Source organism: Paenibacillus silvestris, from assembly GCF_009882985.1.
Classification (GTDB): domain Bacteria; phylum Bacillota; class Bacilli; order Paenibacillales; family NBRC-103111; genus Paenibacillus_E; species Paenibacillus_E silvestris.
Window position 1 is genome coordinate 521113 of sequence record NZ_WTUZ01000022.1, and the last position, 17667, is coordinate 538779.

The following is a 17667-nucleotide window of genomic DNA, read 5'->3' on the forward strand; positions in this document are numbered from 1 at the left end:
TGTTTTAGGTTGAAGCTTGATTGCCGTTGCCGGGTTCAAGTCCGGTTTTGCGATAATCGGTGGGAGTTAAGCCGAAATTCTTCTTGAACATTCGGTAGAAGTAAGAACTGTTGGTATAGCCGATCCGTTCGGCGATATCGGCGATGGGCAAATCGGAGTGCTTCAGCAAATCTTTGGCCCGTTCCATTCGCATCGTGTTAATGACATCTACAACCGCGTTCATGGTATTCTGTTTGTACACACGGCTTAGATAAATCGGCGACATATCCATCTCATCCGCGATCCAATTTAAGCATAAATTCGGATTGCCGCAGTGCTGCTCAATCATATCGTTGATTTTACGAATAAGATCGTCCTGCTTCATGCTTCGCTTGTCATCTAGACGTTTCTTCATTTCATCGAACAGTTCGAAAACGACAACTTCAATAGCCTCAATAGTCTCCAGCTTGGCTAATGCATTTCTGGATAACTGAATGCTCATGGAGGTATCTAGGGAATTGTTTTTGAGAATCGTATGCAGGACGCCATTCAAAGTAATTGTTAAGCGCGATAGAGTTGCTTGAAAAACGCTTATCGGATATGGCCTTGTTTCCTCTATAATGACGCTGTACAATTTCTTGGCCTCAGCTATTTTGCCAGCCATTAAAGCATCGATCAGCTTTTTCTCTTTTTCAACGGTAAACAGATAATCATCTGTTTCCGGATACTGGTGATCCAGAGAAGCAATCAAACTGCCCGGGCCAAGAAAAACGCGATGCTCAGAGGCATCGACAACTCTTCGATACAGGGACACCAAATCCTGAGGCTGAGAGCTGGGCGGACTGTAGGTGACGGAAAGACTTATTTTGAGCAGCTCGGCAACGGCTTTTTGTATTTGTTTTAAAAGTGCTAGAAACATACTCTGATCACCATCGAAAGGCACGCTTCGGGCATTAATCAGCAGCACTGTGCTGTCATTCCCGATATCGACCGTTTCCACTTGGTAGGCTTGTGAGGCTATTTCCGAGGAAATATTCATGATCGCATATTTGTACACGTGAAGGTCGTCTTGATGATTTTGTACAAAGGGTTGAAAACCATCGATTCGAAGGAGAATCAGACGATAATCGCTTTGGAAATCGAACAAAATGCCGAGCTCACTGCGTTTCTCCCGCATCATTTTGACCGTAATAGGTTCATGCCCTTGAATCAGCTTCCGCAAGACATCTTGCTTTAATGTAAATAGCGAATTTCGTTTATCCGATTCCAAGGATTTCATCTTCGTAACCATACGATCAATAGGGACATAGAGCTTGCGTGATAATAACCAAGAAACTAACAATCCAGCGACTAAAATGGAGGCACCAATGTAAATCGTCGTTGTGCGAATTTTATTGATTTTCTCCGTGATTGTTTGATAAGGTGTAATGCGGATGTACCGCCACTCTAAGGAATCCGGCGCTGTAAAGGAGATTAAGGATTTCTTGCCTCCCACTGTATCAATGAAGTAACCGGAGCTTTTACTACTCATAATCTGTTTGGTAATGGTTGATTCGGCCGTTAATGCTTCTGCATGATTGGGAAGATCGCCGCTAAGCGTCCTGCCTTTATTATCGATAATAAAAGAGCTGTTCGTGCTATTAGTATGCTGCTTGCCGATATCTTTATTGATCCAATCCGTTGTGATATTGACGATAATGGCTGAATTGAGTGCATTGTTATTGCCGATTGCATCGTAACAAAGGTATGTGTAGACATTGCTTTTTTGCGTGCTTGACGCGCTTTTTAAGTAGGTACGCGGTATAGGTACGAAAGGTTTGAACTCCTGGAAATGATCCAGTACGTTCAAAATATCTTTGTCGACCAACTCTTCTTTGGTCATTAATCCGTTCTGCCCAGAGTCGGAGGCTATGTAGACATAGTTGGCTTTCGGGTTATAGACATAAATGGAAGCAATGTAAGGCATGGAATTTAGATAATTGTTCAATTCTCGCATGGCAGCCGTGGTATCATAGATATCAGGGTTTTCATAAAACATCAGCTTGCTGATATTGCCGTTTCGGTACAGCTGAAATGTAAGCGATTGCGCACTTTCCGTCATGGAGATGACTTCGCGGCTCGTTTGGGTTAGATTTTCCAAATCGGTTTGATAGACCTGGTTCAAGTTAATATTTCTGTAATTCACAAAATAAATCGTGGAGGATACCAGCAGTGTAAGAACCGTACAGAGAATTGTAGTCAGTAGAAGTTTAATGTACAACTTGCGGTTGTCTCCGGAAAAATTCACATTCACAGGCGCGCCTCCCCACACGGACTTAGGGTCAGTGATTTCAAGTAGTAATACCATATCACCCTAATAGAGAATGGCACAAGATGGAATCATACAACATTTATGAACTTATCTGACTATTCACATTGACAGTAGGGCTATTTTTATATACATTTGAAACAAAACGATTGTTCACAATAGGACTTGGAAAGGAAGCCGATCGTATGAGCACCAATGAATTATTAAAACTTGAAAATCAGCTCTGCTTTAGTTTATATGCAAGTTCAAGAGCTATTACACGGATGTATCGTCCCTTTCTTGAAGGTTTGGGAATTACTTATCCGCAGTATTTGGTGCTGCTCGTTCTGTGGGAACAAAAAGAGAGCACCGTCAAGGAGCTCAGCGAGAAGTTAGATCTAGATTCAGGCACGTTGACGCCGATGCTCAAACGAATGGAAGCTCAGCAGTTGATAGAGCGGAAAAGGTCAACGGAAGACGAACGTGTTGTGAACATTGTTATTACGGAAGCGGGCTTAACCCTTTATGAAAAAGCATTTTGCATACCGCAGACGCTGCTTGCATCCAGCGGACTGTCTCTAGAAGAAATTCATAATTTCAATATACAATTGAAACGTATTATTTCCAGCGTAAACGCATCAACGAAATGAGAAGCCTTACGGCAATAACAGATTGGAGTTAGAAGCATGCCTAGATTAACGTTCAGAGGAGTATCCGTCGAACAAATTTGTGGAATGAGTGAGAGCTTGGTTGAACAGCTTGCTGCTATTTGTGAATGTGACACCGATAATTTTACGCTAGAGTGTGTGCAGCATCCGGCGATTTTCGGCGGTAAAATCGTTCCAGCCTACCCGTTTGTTGAAGTCGCCTGGTTTGAAAGAGGGGACCAGATCAGAGATGCAGTCGCTATGGCCGTTACGTCCCATGTCCTTGGCCTTGGTCTGTCAGAGGTTGAAGTTGCTTTTACGACTTACAGCAAGGATGCGTACTACAGCAACGGAACTTCATTTAAGTGAGGAACTATAATGAGTTATTTTGTTTATATTTTAATCAATAATATTGTGCCGATTTCAATCATGATCGCAATTGGCGCAGTCATGTATCGTGCTTTTCATCTTGATATTAAAACATTATCCAAGCTCAATTTCTATGTGTTTTCTCCCGCTATCGTTTTCGTGAAGCTGTACGAGTCTGAAATGAACTTAAGTGTCATTTTGCAGGTTCTTTTGTTTTTCGCCTTGTTCTTTAGCCTCCTTTTTGCGGTGATCGAGATCTATATACGGATTAGAAAAATGCAGCGAGGCATGCGGATTGCCATGCGAAATAGCGTTATTTTCTATAATAGCGCCAATTACGCGCTGCCGCTTAATCAAACCGTATTCGGCGGGAATGCCTATACCCTTTCCATACAAATTATCATTATGATTATGCAAAATTTGATTCCTAACACGTATGGGATTTACACGCTAAATGCGCACAAATCAACCTGGAAGGCAACGATGAAGACGATCCTGTCTTTACCTGTCATTTATGCCATTCCAATAGCCGTACTGCTGAGATATTTCCATCTGCCTGTTCCATCTTCCATCCATTTGCCACTGACGTATCTTTCGAACGCCTTCATGGCAACTGCGCTTTTGACACTTGGTGTACAGCTAGGCGGGATGAAATGGGAATTTCATTTCTCCAATGTGGCTGTTTCGAATATTTTGCGGCTGATTGCGGGACCATTGCTCGGATTTTTGGTTGTCTGGATGCTTGGAATTACTGGACTGACCGCACAAGCGCTAGTTCTTTCATGTGCCGTGCCAACCTCCCTTAGCAGTGTGTTGCTGGCGATTGAGTATGAGAATGAACCGGAGTTTTCCTCACAGGCTGTGTTTACATCGACCTTGTTTAGTATGTTTACTATCCCAGTCGTCATCTATTTTGTGGGTTTTCTGTGAACATTCTTGGTCATACTGAATGATGCAGGAATTTCGACATTTTCCGTTGAATTGGTAAGTAAATGTTACTAATTTAAAGGGGGCAGTTATTGATGAAGTACCAATTTTGCCAGTATGTTACGATTGTGGACATGAATGAAGAAATTTTATCCGAGGTATTGTTTGAACACGGGGAGTACGAATCTAACGCACTTTCCATCGGTTCTTCCGCTCTGATTTATGAGCTGGGACTCAAGCAATTCGAGGTCGTTTATGACAAAAGAGAAGGCAAAATAGCCCGCAATAAAATTGTAGATATTGAGATCGATTTAATTAAACAACCGACAGTTACCAAGGTTTACTTGGAGCCTGTACGCCTAATCGTTGGGCAGCATGATATCGGCGAAGTGGAATAAATGAAGGCTTTATAGAAGGGAAGATTGGAAACATGATGAAAATTTTTGTATTGATCGGCAGTTTGAATGCTTTTCTTTCTGTTGCACTGGGCGCTTTCGGAGCACATATCTTGAAACAGAAATTAACGCCAGACAAACTAGACGTTTTTCAAACGGGTGTGCATTATCACATGATTCACGCCGTTGCGCTAATCGCCATTGCTATATTGTCAGACAAGCTGGGGAACACGTCGATGGTGAATGCTTCCGGATGGGCGATTTTTATCGGAATCATCTTATTCTCGGGCAGTTTATATGCGCTTAGCTTGACAGGCATCAAATTTTTTGGCCCGATTACGCCGCTTGGCGGTTTGAGTTTCTTGGTGGGATGGATTCTGCTTGCCATTGCTGCTCTAAAATAATAAAACTGGAAAGAGTCAGGAGAATCCGACTCTTTTTTCTTTATTTTGTGCCCTATTTGCAGGAAAAGCTCGACTTATGTAGAAAGTAATGAGTAACGGAAATGGATTAAATTACATAGTGACTTGGTTGTATGTCGGATGAATCACACAGTGTGACGCTTCCTATTACCTAGCGTGAGATCGTAAGAGGAGGCAAATTTGTGAAAAACCGGCTCTATATTGGCGGATATTTGATCGTCGCCATATTCGTAAGTCTTTACGTAAAGCCGTATGCTGTATGGATATGTGTTCTAGCTGCTCTGCCGCTGTGCATTCAGTTGTTGAGAAAAGAAAGGGACATTCAGCGCTTATCCGAATCAGATCTGCAGCACCAATCTTATCATCATGTGCTGGATTCTTTATTTGAGCATAATCCGAATGCGATTGGGATTTTTGATCAAGAAGGGACATTCGTTCGGATTAATACAGCCGCGGAATCGATCCTCGGTTATTCGGCCTCTGAGCTGCTGGAGAAACGCTTCAGTCATTTCGTGACGCAAGAGCAGTATGAGCTGACGTGTAATCAAATTCAACTTGCGACGAATGGAGAACCGCTTACTTTCGAAACTTCTGTGTCTCATAAAAGCGGCTACCGGGTTGACCTGTACGCAACGGCAGTTCCTGTTCAGCTGAGCGCTGATGTTAGAGGTTTTATTCTCATTTGTCAGGATATAACCGAACGTAAGCGCGGCGATGAACAAGTCCGGTATATGGCCTATTATGACGACATGACGGGGCTGCCTAATAGGCGCATGTTTAGAGACAACTTGAACGAACGATTGAGCTTGGCTCGATCAGCGGGGCAACAGGTTGCCGTCTTTTACTTAGATATTGATAGGTTTAAATTAGTCAACGACAGCTTCGGCTACGATTATGGCAACATGCTGCTTCTGCAGCTTGCCGAACGTTTCACCAGATGCATCACAGAAAATGATTATCTAGCGCGGACGGAAGGCGATGAATTTGCCTTTTTCTACACCAATGTAGCCGACTCCAATGATGTCATTGCTGTCATCGCCGAGATTAACCGCGTCCTCGAAAAACCATTCGTTCTTGAACAGTATGAACTGCATATAACAGCCAGTATTGGTGTCGCTATCTCTTCGGCAGATGAGGAAGATGCCGATACACTGATGAAATATGCCGATATCGCACTCGCCAGAGCGAAAGAGAAAGGGCGCAATGAGTATCAAATTTTCAACTTCGACATGAAATCCGTATCTATCAATCGGCTCAAGCTGGAGAATGAGCTTCGCAGAGCGATTGCTGGAGAGGAGTTTGTCTTATTCTATCAACCGCAGGTTGATATTGAGACCGGACGCATTGTCGGTGTAGAGGCGTTGATTCGCTGGGAGCATCCAGAGAAGGGGCTGATCTCGCCGAACTATTTCATTTCCTTTGCAGAAGAATCCGGATTGATCGTGCCGATTGGGGAATGGGTGCTGCGCGCGGCATGCAAGCAAAATAAAGCCTGGCAGAATCAAGGCTTCCCCAAGATGCCGATTTCCGTTAATCTATCGATGCGGCAGTTTTTCCAGCATAATTTGAAGGGCAAGATTTCTCATGTGCTGGAGCAAACGGGGCTTGAACCGCAGTATTTGGAGCTTGAAATTACCGAGAGCATGACCATGGATGTTGATCACGCAATCCAATCCTTGCTGGAGCTCAAGCAGCTAGGTGTTCACGTGAGCATCGATGATTTCGGGACTGGCTACAGCTCCCTATATTATTTGAAGAAATTCCCGATTGATAAGCTGAAAATTGATCGTTCCTTTGTCCGTGACATTATGGTGGATCCTAATGACGCGGCCATCGTAACTACGATTATCGCGATGACGCACCATCTGAACTTGAAGGTGATCGCAGAAGGTGTAGAAACGGAAGATCAGCTGCACTTCCTTCATCAGAACCGCTGCAATGAAGTGCAGGGTTATTGGTTCAGCCCGCCTGTGAACGCAGCCCAGCTGGAGAATATGCTAAGTCATGGCGTTCATGCCACGGCTTCGGGAAATTAAAGAGGATGTCCCCTAGTAGGGACATCCTCTTTGTGTTAGAAAGCGACGTAATCGTCGATTTCATTGAGTCGAAATGAGTAAACTTTCTTCTCATCCACATGATACACCGTAACATTCTGATTGCTCCTGTCATAATTCAAAATGCGGCAGGGAAGATTGAGCTTAATGCCCTGACCTTTGATAACGGTTAGTCGAATCAATGTGTTGTTAGCTTTGAAACCTTCGAGCTGTGTAATAATGTGATCGGCCGCTCCGCTTGGCGCTGTTGACTTCATCGTTGGCGCGGGAGTTGCAGGCGGGGGAGAAGTTACTGCCTTTTTGCCCGTATATGAAGGAGGCTTGCTCTCTTTTGTCGTTGTATTCAATTCGATTAATTTGCCAAGCTCGATGCCCTTGAGGATTCGATAGTCTTTGACCGTCTGTGTCTGTGCGTTAAGAAAATGAAGGAGCTTTTCCATTGCAAGCCCATTAGAAGCCTCTTCAATTAAAATTTCTACAGTGAATAAATGACCTGTGTGGTTGGGTTTACCTTGACTCATATGGCCTCCTTGCAGCCTAGAAATTGCTCATGTCCTAACTATATCATGTTATGATATCCAAATATAGATTGGTTTTTCATTCGTGCAACTTTTGTATACAAAAGAGGAGGAACTTATGTCAAACAAAACGAATGCCTGCCGAATCCTCGATTCTCTCCGTATCACTTATTCGCTTCACGAATATGATTGGGATGAAGATCAGTTGGATGCTGCTACTGTTGCCGCTAAAGTAGGCCTAGAGCCTAGCCAGTTATATAAAACGCTCATTTTAAAAGGGGACAAAACGGGCGTACTTGCAGCCTGCATTCCCGGCGATCAGGAGCTGAACCTAAAGAGCCTCGCTTCGGTAAGCGGGAATAAGAAGATTGAAATGGTAGCTGTCAAAGACATCCAATCACTGACTGGCTATATACGGGGCGGCGTATCTCCTCTGGGGATGAAGAAGAAGTACCCCTTTTACATACATGCCTCTGTCGAATCCATGGCATTGGTTAGTATTAGCGGCGGCCGCCGGGGGCTACAGATCTTCTTACGTGGTGGAGATTTGGTGACTGCCTCGGAGGGGCGGTTGGTGGATATAGCTTATTGAACAGTGGACTCGGAGGTAGCTCGGGGCTAGTGCTAACGGACCGTAGTGCCGTTATTTACGGTAAATGGGCCTTTTTGGATGACTAACGGACTCCAGAGTCGTTACTTGGTGAGTGGACGGCCAAATATCATGCTGATCGTGTGAATAGCAGCGGTGGTGTCCGTTAGAATTTGAGATTGGCTTATTTGCGGCGAATAAGGGCTGTGGTGTCTGTTAGGGATCGTGCTACCCAAAAACTACGGCGTTTGGATTGAGGACCTAGCTAGTTAATGAGGGGACTCGGCAGGGTCAGGAAGCAGCTCGGCGCGAGCGCTAACGGACCGTAGTGCCGTTATTTTCGATAAATGGCGTTCATTGCAGGTCTAACGGACAACAGAGTCGTTAATTGGTCATTGGACGGCTGAATTTCATGCTAATCGCGTGAATAGCAGCTGTAGTGTCCGTTAGAATCTGAGAATGCCTTATTTGCGGCGAATAAGGGCTGCTGTGTCCGTTAGGTTATCATACTCACTAAGTTACTTCCGAATTTAGTTCACTGAGATCCAGATCAACGAATGATTAATGCCTAGGTTTTAACTAGGAGGTTCGCGACAATGAATGATAGAAAACAACTATTGACTAGTTTACTCTTGCAAGTTCGTGACCAAGTGGACTCTCCGACTACTGATATTTCATGGTCAAAATACGATTCTCTCGAAGAATTGCTTCAATTCTTGGACATCCTAATAAAGAAGGTTAAAGAGAGTGAGGAAGACTCTATTAACTCTATTATAGAAGACTTAAAGCTACTATTTGCTCCGACGGGCTCATTACAAGAAATATCTATTAGTAGTGGCTGGACGAAAGAATTTTTAGAGCTATCTCAGTGGTGGTAAAAATGAAAGTCTTACGCCTCCAGTAACCTTGACCTTGGCTTGGCCTTGATAGGGCCTGGATACGGGATGTTCTTCTTAGTCCAAGTAAACAAAAATTCTTTTTCCACCAAACATCACACCGTACTAGCCGCACGCGCATATACTACCGTAAGACTGCAAAGAGGAGCTGTGCAGAGCATGATGCGCGTAGAACCAATTCTCCTTGAGGGACATACTGCAATTGCGATAGAGGTTAAATTGCCCAAGACGACGCTGCTGGTAGTAACGACAGATAAAGGATACATCATGTGCGGTGCATTAGACGTTGCACTGCTCAACGAGCGTTTAAGTGAACGCAACATTGTCGCGGCAAGGGCAACGGGCGTGCGCACGATTGAGGAGCTTCTTGAAGCACCACTAGAATCGGTGACGCACACGGCGGAAGACCTGGGCATTTTTGCTGGAATGACGGGAAGAGAAGCTATTTTGAAAATGATGTAAGGGTCTGCCTACGATGGCAGCAATTTATGGAATTTGAACGCTTCGGATCAAGAGATCCGGGCGTTTTTCTATTTTTTTATCGGCAAAAAGTACAAAGGGTGCACAATTCTGTTGTGCAAAAAGCCAAAAATGAACAAGAGAGGTGATTACCTGCAATTTCCTGAGTAATTTTCTAGGCACAGACGTTGTCATTTTATTGACCAGATGTTAAAATATGATTCGTTCCATACATAGCACGGGGGGAATCTTAATGAAAAAAATATCTTTTTTAGTTTTAACAGCAGCTCTAGTTATCGGATTAACAGGTTGTGGAGCAGCTAAAGATAGCGGCGGCACGAAGATCAAGTTTGCGACAGATGCTGCTTATGCGCCAATGGAATATATGGACAAAGACAAGATGACCGGTTTTGACATCGATTTTCTTGCAGAAGTGATGAAGGAAGCAGGACTTTCCTACGATGTAACGAATACAGGTTGGGACACAATGCTTACAAGTGTTAAACAAGGTAAAGAGTATCAAGCCGGTATTTCCAGCGTTTCGATTACAGATGAGCGTAAACAATCTTATGATTACTCCATCCCGTACTTCGAATCAACCAACATGATTCTGGTCAAAGAAGGCAGTCCAATCAAAAGCGCGACAGACCTGAAAGACAAGAAGGTTGCCGTTCAAATTTCTACGACAGCTGATACGCTTATGAGCAAAATCCTAGGCGAGAAGAACCCATCCTTGAAACGTCTTGATAACAACACGCTTGCACTGTTGGAACTTGAAAATAACGGTGTAGACGCAGTTGTAGCGGATATTGCAATCGTTCGTGAATATGTGAAAAATAATCCGAACAAAAAATTCGTTACCATTTCTGATACGAAAAACTTTGAGTCCGAATACTACGGTATTCTGCTTCCTAAAGGCAGCGAGCTTAAAGCGAAACTTGACCCAGCAATCAAAAAAGTGATTGAAAATGGGGCTTATGCAAAAGTGTACAAAAAATGGTTCGGTCAAGAGCCAGATACGAAAAAGTTGCTTGAACAAAAATAAAAAAAGAGCAGCATGCGTGACTCAACCCTACGCATGCTGTTGTTCTGTTATCGGTATAATAAGGTAAGAAAGGAAGTGTGGAATGGAGTTTCGTTTTGACATTATTATTGAATATATACCGCTTTTATTAAAAGGTACGCTTTTGACCATTGGGATATCCATTTTGTCCATCTGTTTGGGTTCCGTGCTGGGACTGGCTGTGGGATTAGGCAAAATGTCTCGCAGAGGGTATCTAAGATGGCCAACTAGCATATATGTGAACTTCTTCCGCGGCACACCGCTGTTGGTACAAATTTTGCTCGTGCATTACGGGGTCGTTCCTTTATTTCTTGGGACAACTAATGCCATCATTGCTTCTATTGTTGCTTTATCTTTGAACTCTGCAGGGTACATGGCCGAAATCTTCAGGGCAGGTATTCAGTCCATCGATAAAGGCCAAACGGAAGCCGCATATTCCCTAGGGATGACACATTATCAAACGATGAAAAAGGTCATTTTGCCGCAAGCGATTAAGCGGATGATTCCTCCATTTGGGAATGAGTTTATCGTGTTGATTAAGGATTCATCGCTGTTTGCGGTTATCGCCGCGCCAGAATTGATGTATTGGTCTAATGCGATGCGCAGCCAGTATTTCGCTGTATGGGAGCCGTATTTGACGGCAGCATTCATTTATTTCATCCTCACTTATTCTCTAAGCAAGCTGCTTAGCTATGTGGAAAGGAGAGTGTAGAGATATGACCGCGATGATTGAGGTTAGAAATCTTAAAAAAGCATTCGGCAGTAACGTCGTTTTGCGGGATATTTCCGCAGATATTCAGCACCAAGAGGTCTTGGTTGTGATTGGTCCTTCCGGATCGGGGAAATCGACATTTCTACGTTGTCTGAACCTTTTGGAGCAGCCTAATGGCGGTTCCATCAAGATTGAGGGCAAGGATATTATGGACCCGACGAATAAAATCAATGAGATCCGCATGGAGCTTGGCATGGTGTTCCAGCGTTTTCATTTGTTCCCGCATATGAAGGTTATTGATAATATTATGCTGGCGCCGATTCAGGTGCGTAAATGGTCAGAGGAGAAAGCGCGCAAAAAAGCGTTGGAGCTCCTAGCGAAAGTGGGTCTCTCGGATAAAGCTGATGCGTTTCCAGATTCGCTCTCCGGAGGTCAAGCGCAGCGTGTAGCGATTGCTCGCGCACTTGCGATGGAGCCGAAGATTATGCTGTTCGATGAGCCGACATCCGCTTTGGATCCCGAAATGGTCGGTGAGGTGCTGGCCGTTATGAAGCAGCTGGCTAAGGAAGGGATGACGATGGTTGTCGTTACCCATGAAATGGGCTTCGCTCGCGAGGTTGGCGACCGCGTTATGTTTATGGAGCAAGGCGTTATTGTGGAAGAAGGCAAGCCTACGCAAATCTTCGAGAACCCGCAGCAAGAGCGGACCAAGTCCTTTTTGTCCAAGGTGCTTTAGTACGGTGAATGAGTGAATGAATAAGAATAGCAAGGGGCTATTTCATTGAGTCAGAAATGACGTGATGGGTGGCCTCTTTTTTCGTGAAGCTAGGGTGATCTAGTCCGGAGCGAGCGAGTGGCGAAGAAATAGGGGAACTACAGTCCCTTATTATGTGTATATCAGAACATATAGCCAGTTCGAGGGAACTATGATCCGCTAATTGAACGAAATGCTGTTGAAAAGTAAGATTTTAAGAGAAATAAGCGCCTGTAGTTCCCAATCATCCCCCAAATAGCTTATCTAGTCCAAAATAGAGCCCTGTAGTTCCCCACTTCCGCAATTACATGATCGTATCGTATTCGTTTTCACATCGGCCGTGAACAACAGCCTCTCTGATATGTCTATCTTTTTGGTAAAAGATAGATTTATAATGAAATAACTATCAACGGCAACATGAAGGGTGACGTATGCGATCGCTGCTCAGACACGTGTTTAATCGCTTTCAATTCCGTGTGCTTCTCTATATGCTCCTGGTTATTTCACTTCCATTAGTCTTGGCCATGTATTTATTTCAGGGGCAATTTTCTGCCTATAGCAAGAAGGAGTTGACCCTTTCTGTAGATCAAAAGCACGATCAAGTAATCGCTTCCATCTATCAGGGGCTGCGCAACGCTTCAGATATTACCCACAGGGTGACGGAGGATTATGGCGTATTAACTTTTGTCAAAATGAAAGAGGCCGCTTCCCGAGAAGGAAAAGAATTGAATGACTATACGAACAGTCTGCTGTCCGATCAAATGCTTCAGAACCGTTATCTAGAACAGGTATGTTTGACTTTGCAATCATCGAATCGAACGCTATGTGCTCAGAGTGCAGAGGCGCCGGGGATGCTGGATACACGCATCAGAAGTGCTGAGAAACGGTTTGAACCATTAATAGCTGAGTATAGCAAACTTGATGCGTATCTGCTGACCTATACGGAATCGATCAAGGACAAGTCAAGCTTACAGGAGCTTGGAAGGGTAACGTTATGGGTCAATATGAACAAGTTGATGAAGGAATTATCGGTTAAAAACAACTTTCAGGCGTATGTTCTTATGGACCAGAATAATAAAGTGGTCTATCGCAATGGCTTATACACGGGCGAAGAATTGAAGAGCGCAGGACGCGCTACTGACTATTTGCGCACAGATGATTCATTCATTCACTCTGCGAAACACGTAGATATGATAGGGGGCGTCCAGTGGACGTCTTATTATGAAACAGCGATTCCATCATTTATTTCAGCATTTCCCTATTATCGCGCTTGGCTGATCGCTTTTGTAGCTCTGGTTGTTATGCTCAGTGCAGGCAGCGCACTCCTGTTCATGACTTATGTAACGAGGCCCCTCGATGTACTCAAAGCTTTGATGAACCGAGCAGAGCTTGGCGATTTGAGAGCGTACTGGACATCCAAAACCTCCACCGAGTGGGGGCAATTAGGTCAAAGCTATAATCAAATGTTGAATCGGCTAGAAGATCTTATTAAGCAGGTAAAAAGAGAGGAATCGCTGAAAAAGGAAGCGGAAATGGAAGCACTCCATTATCAGCTGAACCCGCATTTTCTCTACAATACATTAAATACGATAAAATGGGTGGCCAAAATACATAAAACACCTCAGATATCAGAGGTTGTAAGTGCATTGGTTCGTCTGCTGCAAGCGAGTTTAGGCAAGAAGGGCGAGTTTATTACGCTGCGTGAAGAAATAGGGCTGATCCGAGACTACATGGAGATTCAGAAGTTTCGCTATGGGGATCGCATTCAGGTTGTCTCTCAAGCGGATGAACTAACATTGGGCTGTTTGGTTCCAAGGATGTTCCTGCAGCCGCTTGTGGAGAATGCGATTATTCATGGGATCGAGCCGGCCAAACGGGAAGGCGTCATTACGATTCGGACATGGCTCGATAGAGACCTCCTATTTTGCCAAGTGGAAGACAATGGTGTCGGGATGCAGGTGGAAGAAGGCAGCTCTGGTTGGAAAGCCATGCATGCTGCAGGAGGAAGCCGATCCGATCGGATGCTGAGAGAACGAATGAGCGGTGTAGGTATTTCGCATATTCGGGAGAAAATCAAGCTTTACTACGGGCCGGAATTCAAAATGCATATTGCCAGCAAACCTGGGGAAGGAACCACGATCAGGATGTCACTTCCTATCCATCAGGGAGAGGAGTTGGAAGCAGAATGAATGTACTTGTTGTGGATGATGAACCCATCATTCGTTTGGGATTGCGTACATTGGTGGATTGGGAGATGCATGGCTTTCATTATGCCGGTGATGCGGAAGATGGCCTAGAGGCAGTTGAACTGCTGGAATCACTTCAAATCGATATTGTGATAACGGATCTAATCATGCCCCGTATGGACGGCATAGCGCTCATAAGAGAACTAAGAGATTGGACAAGACCAATTAGTTCCATTGTTCTAAGCTGTATGGACGACTTCACCTATGTGAAAGAAGCGATGAAGCTTGGAGCTAAGGACTATATTCTGAAGCCTACGATGGAGCCAGAATCGCTAATTGACATCTTACTGGGTGTTAAGCGAGAGCTCGAAGCCCAGCGGAATGAGCAGAGAGAGCAGCAGATTCGCGAGCTTGAGCTGGCGTCCACGAAGCAAATGCAGCTATCAAATAGGCTGCAGGCTTACTTGCAGACCAAGCTTGGCGAAGCTGAGCTGCAGGCAGAGCTCTTCGGGGCAGACGCGCCGCCGAGCGGCTCTGCCGGCGCAAGTGCCTCAAGCAGCAGCTTAGTCAGCCTGCTGCTGCACACCAGCGCCGCCGTCATAGACTGGCGCTGGACCGGCTGCCTGGCGGCGCTGCCGCTGGCCGCCGACAGCACGCTGCTGCTCCTCCCAGCAGCAGCCGAACAGCAAGACGCCGCCGAAGATGGCGGCGTCTATGCCACAGCCGCGGCGCTTGAGCGCGCCGCGGAGGTCCGGCTCGCGCACGCGCCGGACTGGTTCATCGGAGCCGGCGTCGTCATCCGCCGGCTCGCGGACGTGCAGCCTGCCGCGGCGCTGCATGCGCGGCAGGTGCAGGAGCGATTCTACAGCTCCAGCTGGAATCGCCTGGTTGTGCATGCGCCGGAGGCAGCATGCGGGCAAGGGCATGCGCTGCCGTTTGAGATTCGCAGCGACCTGCTGCGCTGTGTGCTGCACAATAACAGCGAGGGGTATCGGCACCATGCGGAGGCGCTTTGCCGCAAGCTCGGGGAGCAGCGCCATGACAAGGAGAAGGTGTTGATCTTCATCCAGGAGCTGCTTGCGCTGGCCGCAGGTTATGCGCGCGAACGCGGCTGCGCAGCGCTTGAGCGATACGAGGAGCTATACGTGAACAGCAAAGCTCTGAGCGGCTGCAGCAGGTTCGAGCAGGTCAGTGAAGTGGTTTTTCAAGCGATGAGCATGCTGATGGAGAATGGCTTGGTTGTTGGGAAGGAGCCGGTTCATCGCTCAACCAATCCCTTTATTCGTAAAGTTTTGACTTATATGATGGACAATTATGCATCACCGATAAGCACATCGGACATGGCTGATTATGTCAGATTGAGCCGCAGTTATTTGAGTGATTTATATAGCAAGGAAATGGGAGAATCGCTGAGTGAAACGTTGACGCGAATCCGTATGGAAGAGGCGAAACGCAGGCTGCGCACGGGAGAAATGAAGGTATATGAAGTGGCTGATGCCGTAGGATTTCCAGATGCGAAAACATTTGCCAAGACATTCAAACGCGCAGTCGGATGCTCGCCGAAAGAATTCGAGAAGAACAAATAGACACCTTTTCCAACAAAGGATGTCTATTTTTTTGTTATGTAAAGGTTTACATTTAGAGAGAGAGTTCCATGATTTAGGAATAAAGATGAGGTGCTAACTATGACTATGCAGGTAGATCAGGTGCCTATGGTGCAAGCAATTGGCGTTACGCGCGTATTTGGAAAAGGATCGGGAGCGGTTCACGCATTGCGTGGCGCTCATCTCAGCATTCCCAAAGGCAGGCTTGTGGCACTGCGTGGAAGATCGGGGTCCGGCAAGACGACGCTGCTCAATATTCTTGGGGCCCTCGACCATCCTTCGGAAGGTGCCGTTTATTTGGAGGGCATGGAGATCAGCTCTCTTTCTGAGGCGAAGCGTAATGAAGTCAGACGGAAGCAGATCGGTCTTATTTTTCAATCCTTTGCTTTAGTCCCCTATATGTCGGCCTACGAGAATGTTGAGTTTGGCTTGCGCATATCGGGCATTCCTCCCAAGCATTATAAGCAATTGGCTGAAGAGGCGCTGGATTTCGTTGGTCTGAAAACGCGAATGAAGCATCGTCCTTACGAGCTTTCGGGTGGCGAGCAGCAGCGGGTTGCAATTGCCAGAGCTATTGCTCACAAGCCCAAGCTGATTTTGGCAGATGAGCCCACAGCGGAGCTGGATAGCAGAATGGGGCTGCAAGTGCTTAAATTGTTCAAAGATTTGGTGCAAGAAGGAATGACCATTATTTTGACCACACATGATCTCGCTATTATGGAAATTGTAGATGAAGTGTATGCATTGGAGGATGGTACCATTGTCGATGAAGGTTAATCCATTTGCGTCGAAGTTCTTTCTTATAACTGGTGTTGTGCTATTGCTGGCAGGGTGCTCCCTGCTGCCCAAAGAAGAGGAGGCGCTAAAGCCGCCATTAGTGAAACCCGTGAAAGAAAATTTTGAACTTTATGAAGTGAAGAAAGGCAACATAACGAAAAAAGCTACTTTCATGGGAACCTTCAAGTCGAGCCAAACGAGCAATTACTATTTTAAGGAATCAGACCATCGCTTAGCAGCTCTACGTGTCAAATTAGGCGATGTGGTTAAGCCGGGTGATGTGCTGGTTGAACTGGAGAAGGGGGATTTAGAAACTCGAATTGCCCTTCAAAAGCTGAACTTGGAGAAAGCTCAGATTGCCAGCGTACAAACCAGGCAGGTTGATCCTGATCAAGCACTGACGCTTCGTTTGAAGGATATTGATATTGAAGCTGCGAAGCTGCAATTGACATCGTTGCAAGCGCAGTTGGACAAGACCAAGCTAGTGGCAGAGTCCAGTGGAATTGTCACTTTCATCACGGATGCTCAGCAAGGAAGTGTAGTGGATGCCTTCAATACACTTGTGGTTCTGTCCGATCCTGAACACTTGGAGCTCTCTTATGAAGCTACAGATATCGGAACACTTACAGGCATAGAAGTTGGTATGAATGTAGAAGTGAAGCTCGCGAAATCTGGGAGTACGGTGCAGGGCAAAGTGCTGCGAACACCATCGAGTACTCCCCCAACGGATAACAAAGCACAAGCCGAAAGAAATGCCAAAACAATTATTATTGGGGTTCCTTTAGGAACAGAAGGTGCAGAAATTGGTGCATCTGGAGACATGACGATTGTCGTGGAGCAGCGAGAGAATGTTATTGTCATACCGCGAAAAGGACTGCGGACTTATCTGGGCAGAGATTATGTGCAAGTGCTGAATGGGGAAAGCCGTAAGGAAATCGATGTTGAAAAAGGTCTTGTTACCTCAACGGAAGTTGAAATTCGGAGCGGGCTCAAGGAAGGCCAAAATGTCATTTTAGAGAACTAGTACTT

18 protein-coding genes are annotated in these 17667 nt (G+C 45.5%); 16 read left to right on the forward strand and 2 right to left on the reverse strand.

From position 1 onward, the window contains the following. Positions 1 to 4 precede the first annotated feature (4 nt). Complete coding sequence (locus tag GQF01_RS22720) at positions 5 to 2272, reverse strand: AraC family transcriptional regulator (protein WP_328803513.1); 2268 nt, start codon at positions 2270 to 2272, stop codon at positions 5 to 7. Between the two features lie 200 nt (positions 2273 to 2472). Between GQF01_RS22720 and GQF01_RS22725 the strand changes: the two genes are divergently transcribed. From GQF01_RS22725 to GQF01_RS22750, 6 genes are all read left to right on the forward strand, one after another. Then, positions 2473 to 2916 (forward strand): MarR family winged helix-turn-helix transcriptional regulator, encoded by a 444-nt coding sequence (locus GQF01_RS22725; RefSeq protein WP_161408951.1) that lies wholly within the window; start codon positions 2473 to 2475, stop codon positions 2914 to 2916. A gap of 36 nt (positions 2917 to 2952) precedes the next feature. Beyond that, on the forward strand, positions 2953 to 3282 hold the full coding sequence (locus tag GQF01_RS22730; RefSeq protein ID WP_161408952.1) for a DUF1904 family protein: 330 nt from the start codon (positions 2953 to 2955) through the stop codon (positions 3280 to 3282). Between the two features lie 9 nt (positions 3283 to 3291). Continuing rightward, positions 3292 to 4212 carry an AEC family transporter gene (locus GQF01_RS22735; protein ID WP_161408953.1) on the forward strand — a complete coding sequence of 307 codons (921 nt, stop codon included), beginning with the start codon at positions 3292 to 3294 and terminating at the stop codon, positions 4210 to 4212. Between the two features lie 92 nt (positions 4213 to 4304). Then, the gene (locus GQF01_RS22740; RefSeq protein ID WP_161408954.1) at positions 4305 to 4607 is read left to right on the forward strand and encodes a hypothetical protein; all 303 of its coding nucleotides are present in this window, start codon (positions 4305 to 4307) and stop codon (positions 4605 to 4607) included. 35 nt (positions 4608 to 4642) lie between these two features. Continuing rightward, on the forward strand, positions 4643 to 5008 hold the full coding sequence (locus GQF01_RS22745) for a DUF423 domain-containing protein (RefSeq protein ID WP_202556704.1): 366 nt from the start codon (positions 4643 to 4645) through the stop codon (positions 5006 to 5008). A 200-nt stretch (positions 5009 to 5208) separates the two neighbouring features. Further along, positions 5209 to 7062, forward strand: coding sequence for a putative bifunctional diguanylate cyclase/phosphodiesterase (locus GQF01_RS22750; RefSeq protein ID WP_161408956.1), 1854 nt, complete (start codon positions 5209 to 5211; stop codon positions 7060 to 7062). A gap of 35 nt (positions 7063 to 7097) precedes the next feature. Here the strand turns inward: GQF01_RS22750 and GQF01_RS22755 are convergent, their stop codons facing one another. Continuing rightward, positions 7098 to 7601 carry a hypothetical protein gene (locus GQF01_RS22755; RefSeq protein ID WP_161408957.1) on the reverse strand — a complete coding sequence of 168 codons (504 nt, stop codon included), beginning with the start codon at positions 7599 to 7601 and terminating at the stop codon, positions 7098 to 7100. Positions 7602 to 7716: 115 nt separating this feature from the next. Here GQF01_RS22755 and ybaK point away from each other — a divergent pair, with 115 nt between their 5' ends. The 10 genes from ybaK (at position 7717) to GQF01_RS22805 (ending at position 17662) form a co-directional block, all read left to right on the forward strand. Further along, entirely contained in the window at positions 7717 to 8190 is a 474-nt protein-coding gene (gene ybaK, locus GQF01_RS22760) for a Cys-tRNA(Pro) deacylase (RefSeq protein WP_161408958.1), read from the forward strand. 593 nt (positions 8191 to 8783) lie between these two features. Continuing rightward, positions 8784 to 9065, forward strand: a complete 282-nt coding sequence (locus tag GQF01_RS22765; protein WP_161408959.1) for a hypothetical protein — start codon at positions 8784 to 8786, stop codon at positions 9063 to 9065. 177 nt (positions 9066 to 9242) lie between these two features. Continuing rightward, positions 9243 to 9545: a YunC family protein gene (locus GQF01_RS22770; RefSeq protein WP_145659671.1), complete on the forward strand. Its 303-nt coding sequence runs from the start codon at positions 9243 to 9245 to the stop codon at positions 9543 to 9545. Positions 9546 to 9795: 250 nt separating this feature from the next. Continuing rightward, on the forward strand, positions 9796 to 10587 hold the full coding sequence (locus GQF01_RS22775) for a basic amino acid ABC transporter substrate-binding protein (RefSeq protein ID WP_235960176.1): 792 nt from the start codon (positions 9796 to 9798) through the stop codon (positions 10585 to 10587). An 82-nt stretch (positions 10588 to 10669) separates the two neighbouring features. Next, a complete protein-coding gene (locus GQF01_RS22780; RefSeq protein ID WP_161408961.1) occupies positions 10670 to 11317 on the forward strand; it encodes an amino acid ABC transporter permease in 648 nt (215 codons plus the stop codon). A 13-nt stretch (positions 11318 to 11330) separates the two neighbouring features. Further along, positions 11331 to 12053: an amino acid ABC transporter ATP-binding protein gene (locus GQF01_RS22785; RefSeq protein ID WP_161409902.1), complete on the forward strand. Its 723-nt coding sequence runs from the start codon at positions 11331 to 11333 to the stop codon at positions 12051 to 12053. 470 nt (positions 12054 to 12523) lie between these two features. Next, positions 12524 to 14260, forward strand: coding sequence for a sensor histidine kinase (locus GQF01_RS36890; RefSeq protein ID WP_161408962.1), 1737 nt, complete (start codon positions 12524 to 12526; stop codon positions 14258 to 14260). Next, entirely contained in the window at positions 14257 to 15843 is a 1587-nt protein-coding gene (locus GQF01_RS22795; RefSeq protein ID WP_161408963.1) for a response regulator transcription factor, read from the forward strand. Before GQF01_RS36890 ends, GQF01_RS22795 begins: the two co-directional genes overlap by 4 nt. A gap of 99 nt (positions 15844 to 15942) precedes the next feature. After that, positions 15943 to 16638, forward strand: a complete 696-nt coding sequence (locus GQF01_RS22800; protein WP_161408964.1) for an ABC transporter ATP-binding protein — start codon at positions 15943 to 15945, stop codon at positions 16636 to 16638. Next, the gene (locus tag GQF01_RS22805; RefSeq protein ID WP_161409903.1) at positions 16628 to 17662 is read left to right on the forward strand and encodes an efflux RND transporter periplasmic adaptor subunit; all 1035 of its coding nucleotides are present in this window, start codon (positions 16628 to 16630) and stop codon (positions 17660 to 17662) included. Before GQF01_RS22800 ends, GQF01_RS22805 begins: the two co-directional genes overlap by 11 nt. The last annotated feature ends 5 nt before the right edge of the window (positions 17663 to 17667 follow it).

Excerpts from the sequence above, each read along its gene's own strand:
- ybaK (WP_161408958.1), top strand. The coding sequence starts at position 7,717 with ATGTCAAACAAAACGAATGCCTGCCGAATCCTCGATTCTCTCCGTATC.
- GQF01_RS22800 (WP_161408964.1), top strand. The coding sequence starts at position 15,943 with ATGACTATGCAGGTAGATCAGGTGCCTATGGTGCAAGCAATTGGCGTT.
- GQF01_RS22740 (WP_161408954.1), top strand. The coding sequence starts at position 4,305 with ATGAAGTACCAATTTTGCCAGTATGTTACGATTGTGGACATGAATGAA.
- GQF01_RS22775 (WP_235960176.1), top strand. The coding sequence starts at position 9,796 with ATGAAAAAAATATCTTTTTTAGTTTTAACAGCAGCTCTAGTTATCGGA.
- GQF01_RS22735 (WP_161408953.1), top strand. The coding sequence starts at position 3,292 with ATGAGTTATTTTGTTTATATTTTAATCAATAATATTGTGCCGATTTCA.
- GQF01_RS22745 (WP_202556704.1), top strand. The coding sequence starts at position 4,643 with ATGAAAATTTTTGTATTGATCGGCAGTTTGAATGCTTTTCTTTCTGTT.
- GQF01_RS22780 (WP_161408961.1), top strand. The coding sequence starts at position 10,670 with ATGGAGTTTCGTTTTGACATTATTATTGAATATATACCGCTTTTATTA.
- GQF01_RS22805 (WP_161409903.1), top strand. The coding sequence starts at position 16,628 with ATGAAGGTTAATCCATTTGCGTCGAAGTTCTTTCTTATAACTGGTGTT.
- GQF01_RS22730 (WP_161408952.1), top strand. The coding sequence starts at position 2,953 with ATGCCTAGATTAACGTTCAGAGGAGTATCCGTCGAACAAATTTGTGGA.
- GQF01_RS22765 (WP_161408959.1), top strand. The coding sequence starts at position 8,784 with ATGAATGATAGAAAACAACTATTGACTAGTTTACTCTTGCAAGTTCGT.
- GQF01_RS22785 (WP_161409902.1), top strand. The coding sequence starts at position 11,331 with ATGATTGAGGTTAGAAATCTTAAAAAAGCATTCGGCAGTAACGTCGTT.
- GQF01_RS22770 (WP_145659671.1), top strand. The coding sequence starts at position 9,243 with ATGATGCGCGTAGAACCAATTCTCCTTGAGGGACATACTGCAATTGCG.
- GQF01_RS22725 (WP_161408951.1), top strand. The coding sequence starts at position 2,473 with ATGAGCACCAATGAATTATTAAAACTTGAAAATCAGCTCTGCTTTAGT.
- GQF01_RS22795 (WP_161408963.1), top strand. The coding sequence starts at position 14,257 with ATGAATGTACTTGTTGTGGATGATGAACCCATCATTCGTTTGGGATTG.
- GQF01_RS22755 (WP_161408957.1), bottom strand. The coding sequence starts at position 7,601 with ATGAGTCAAGGTAAACCCAACCACACAGGTCATTTATTCACTGTAGAA.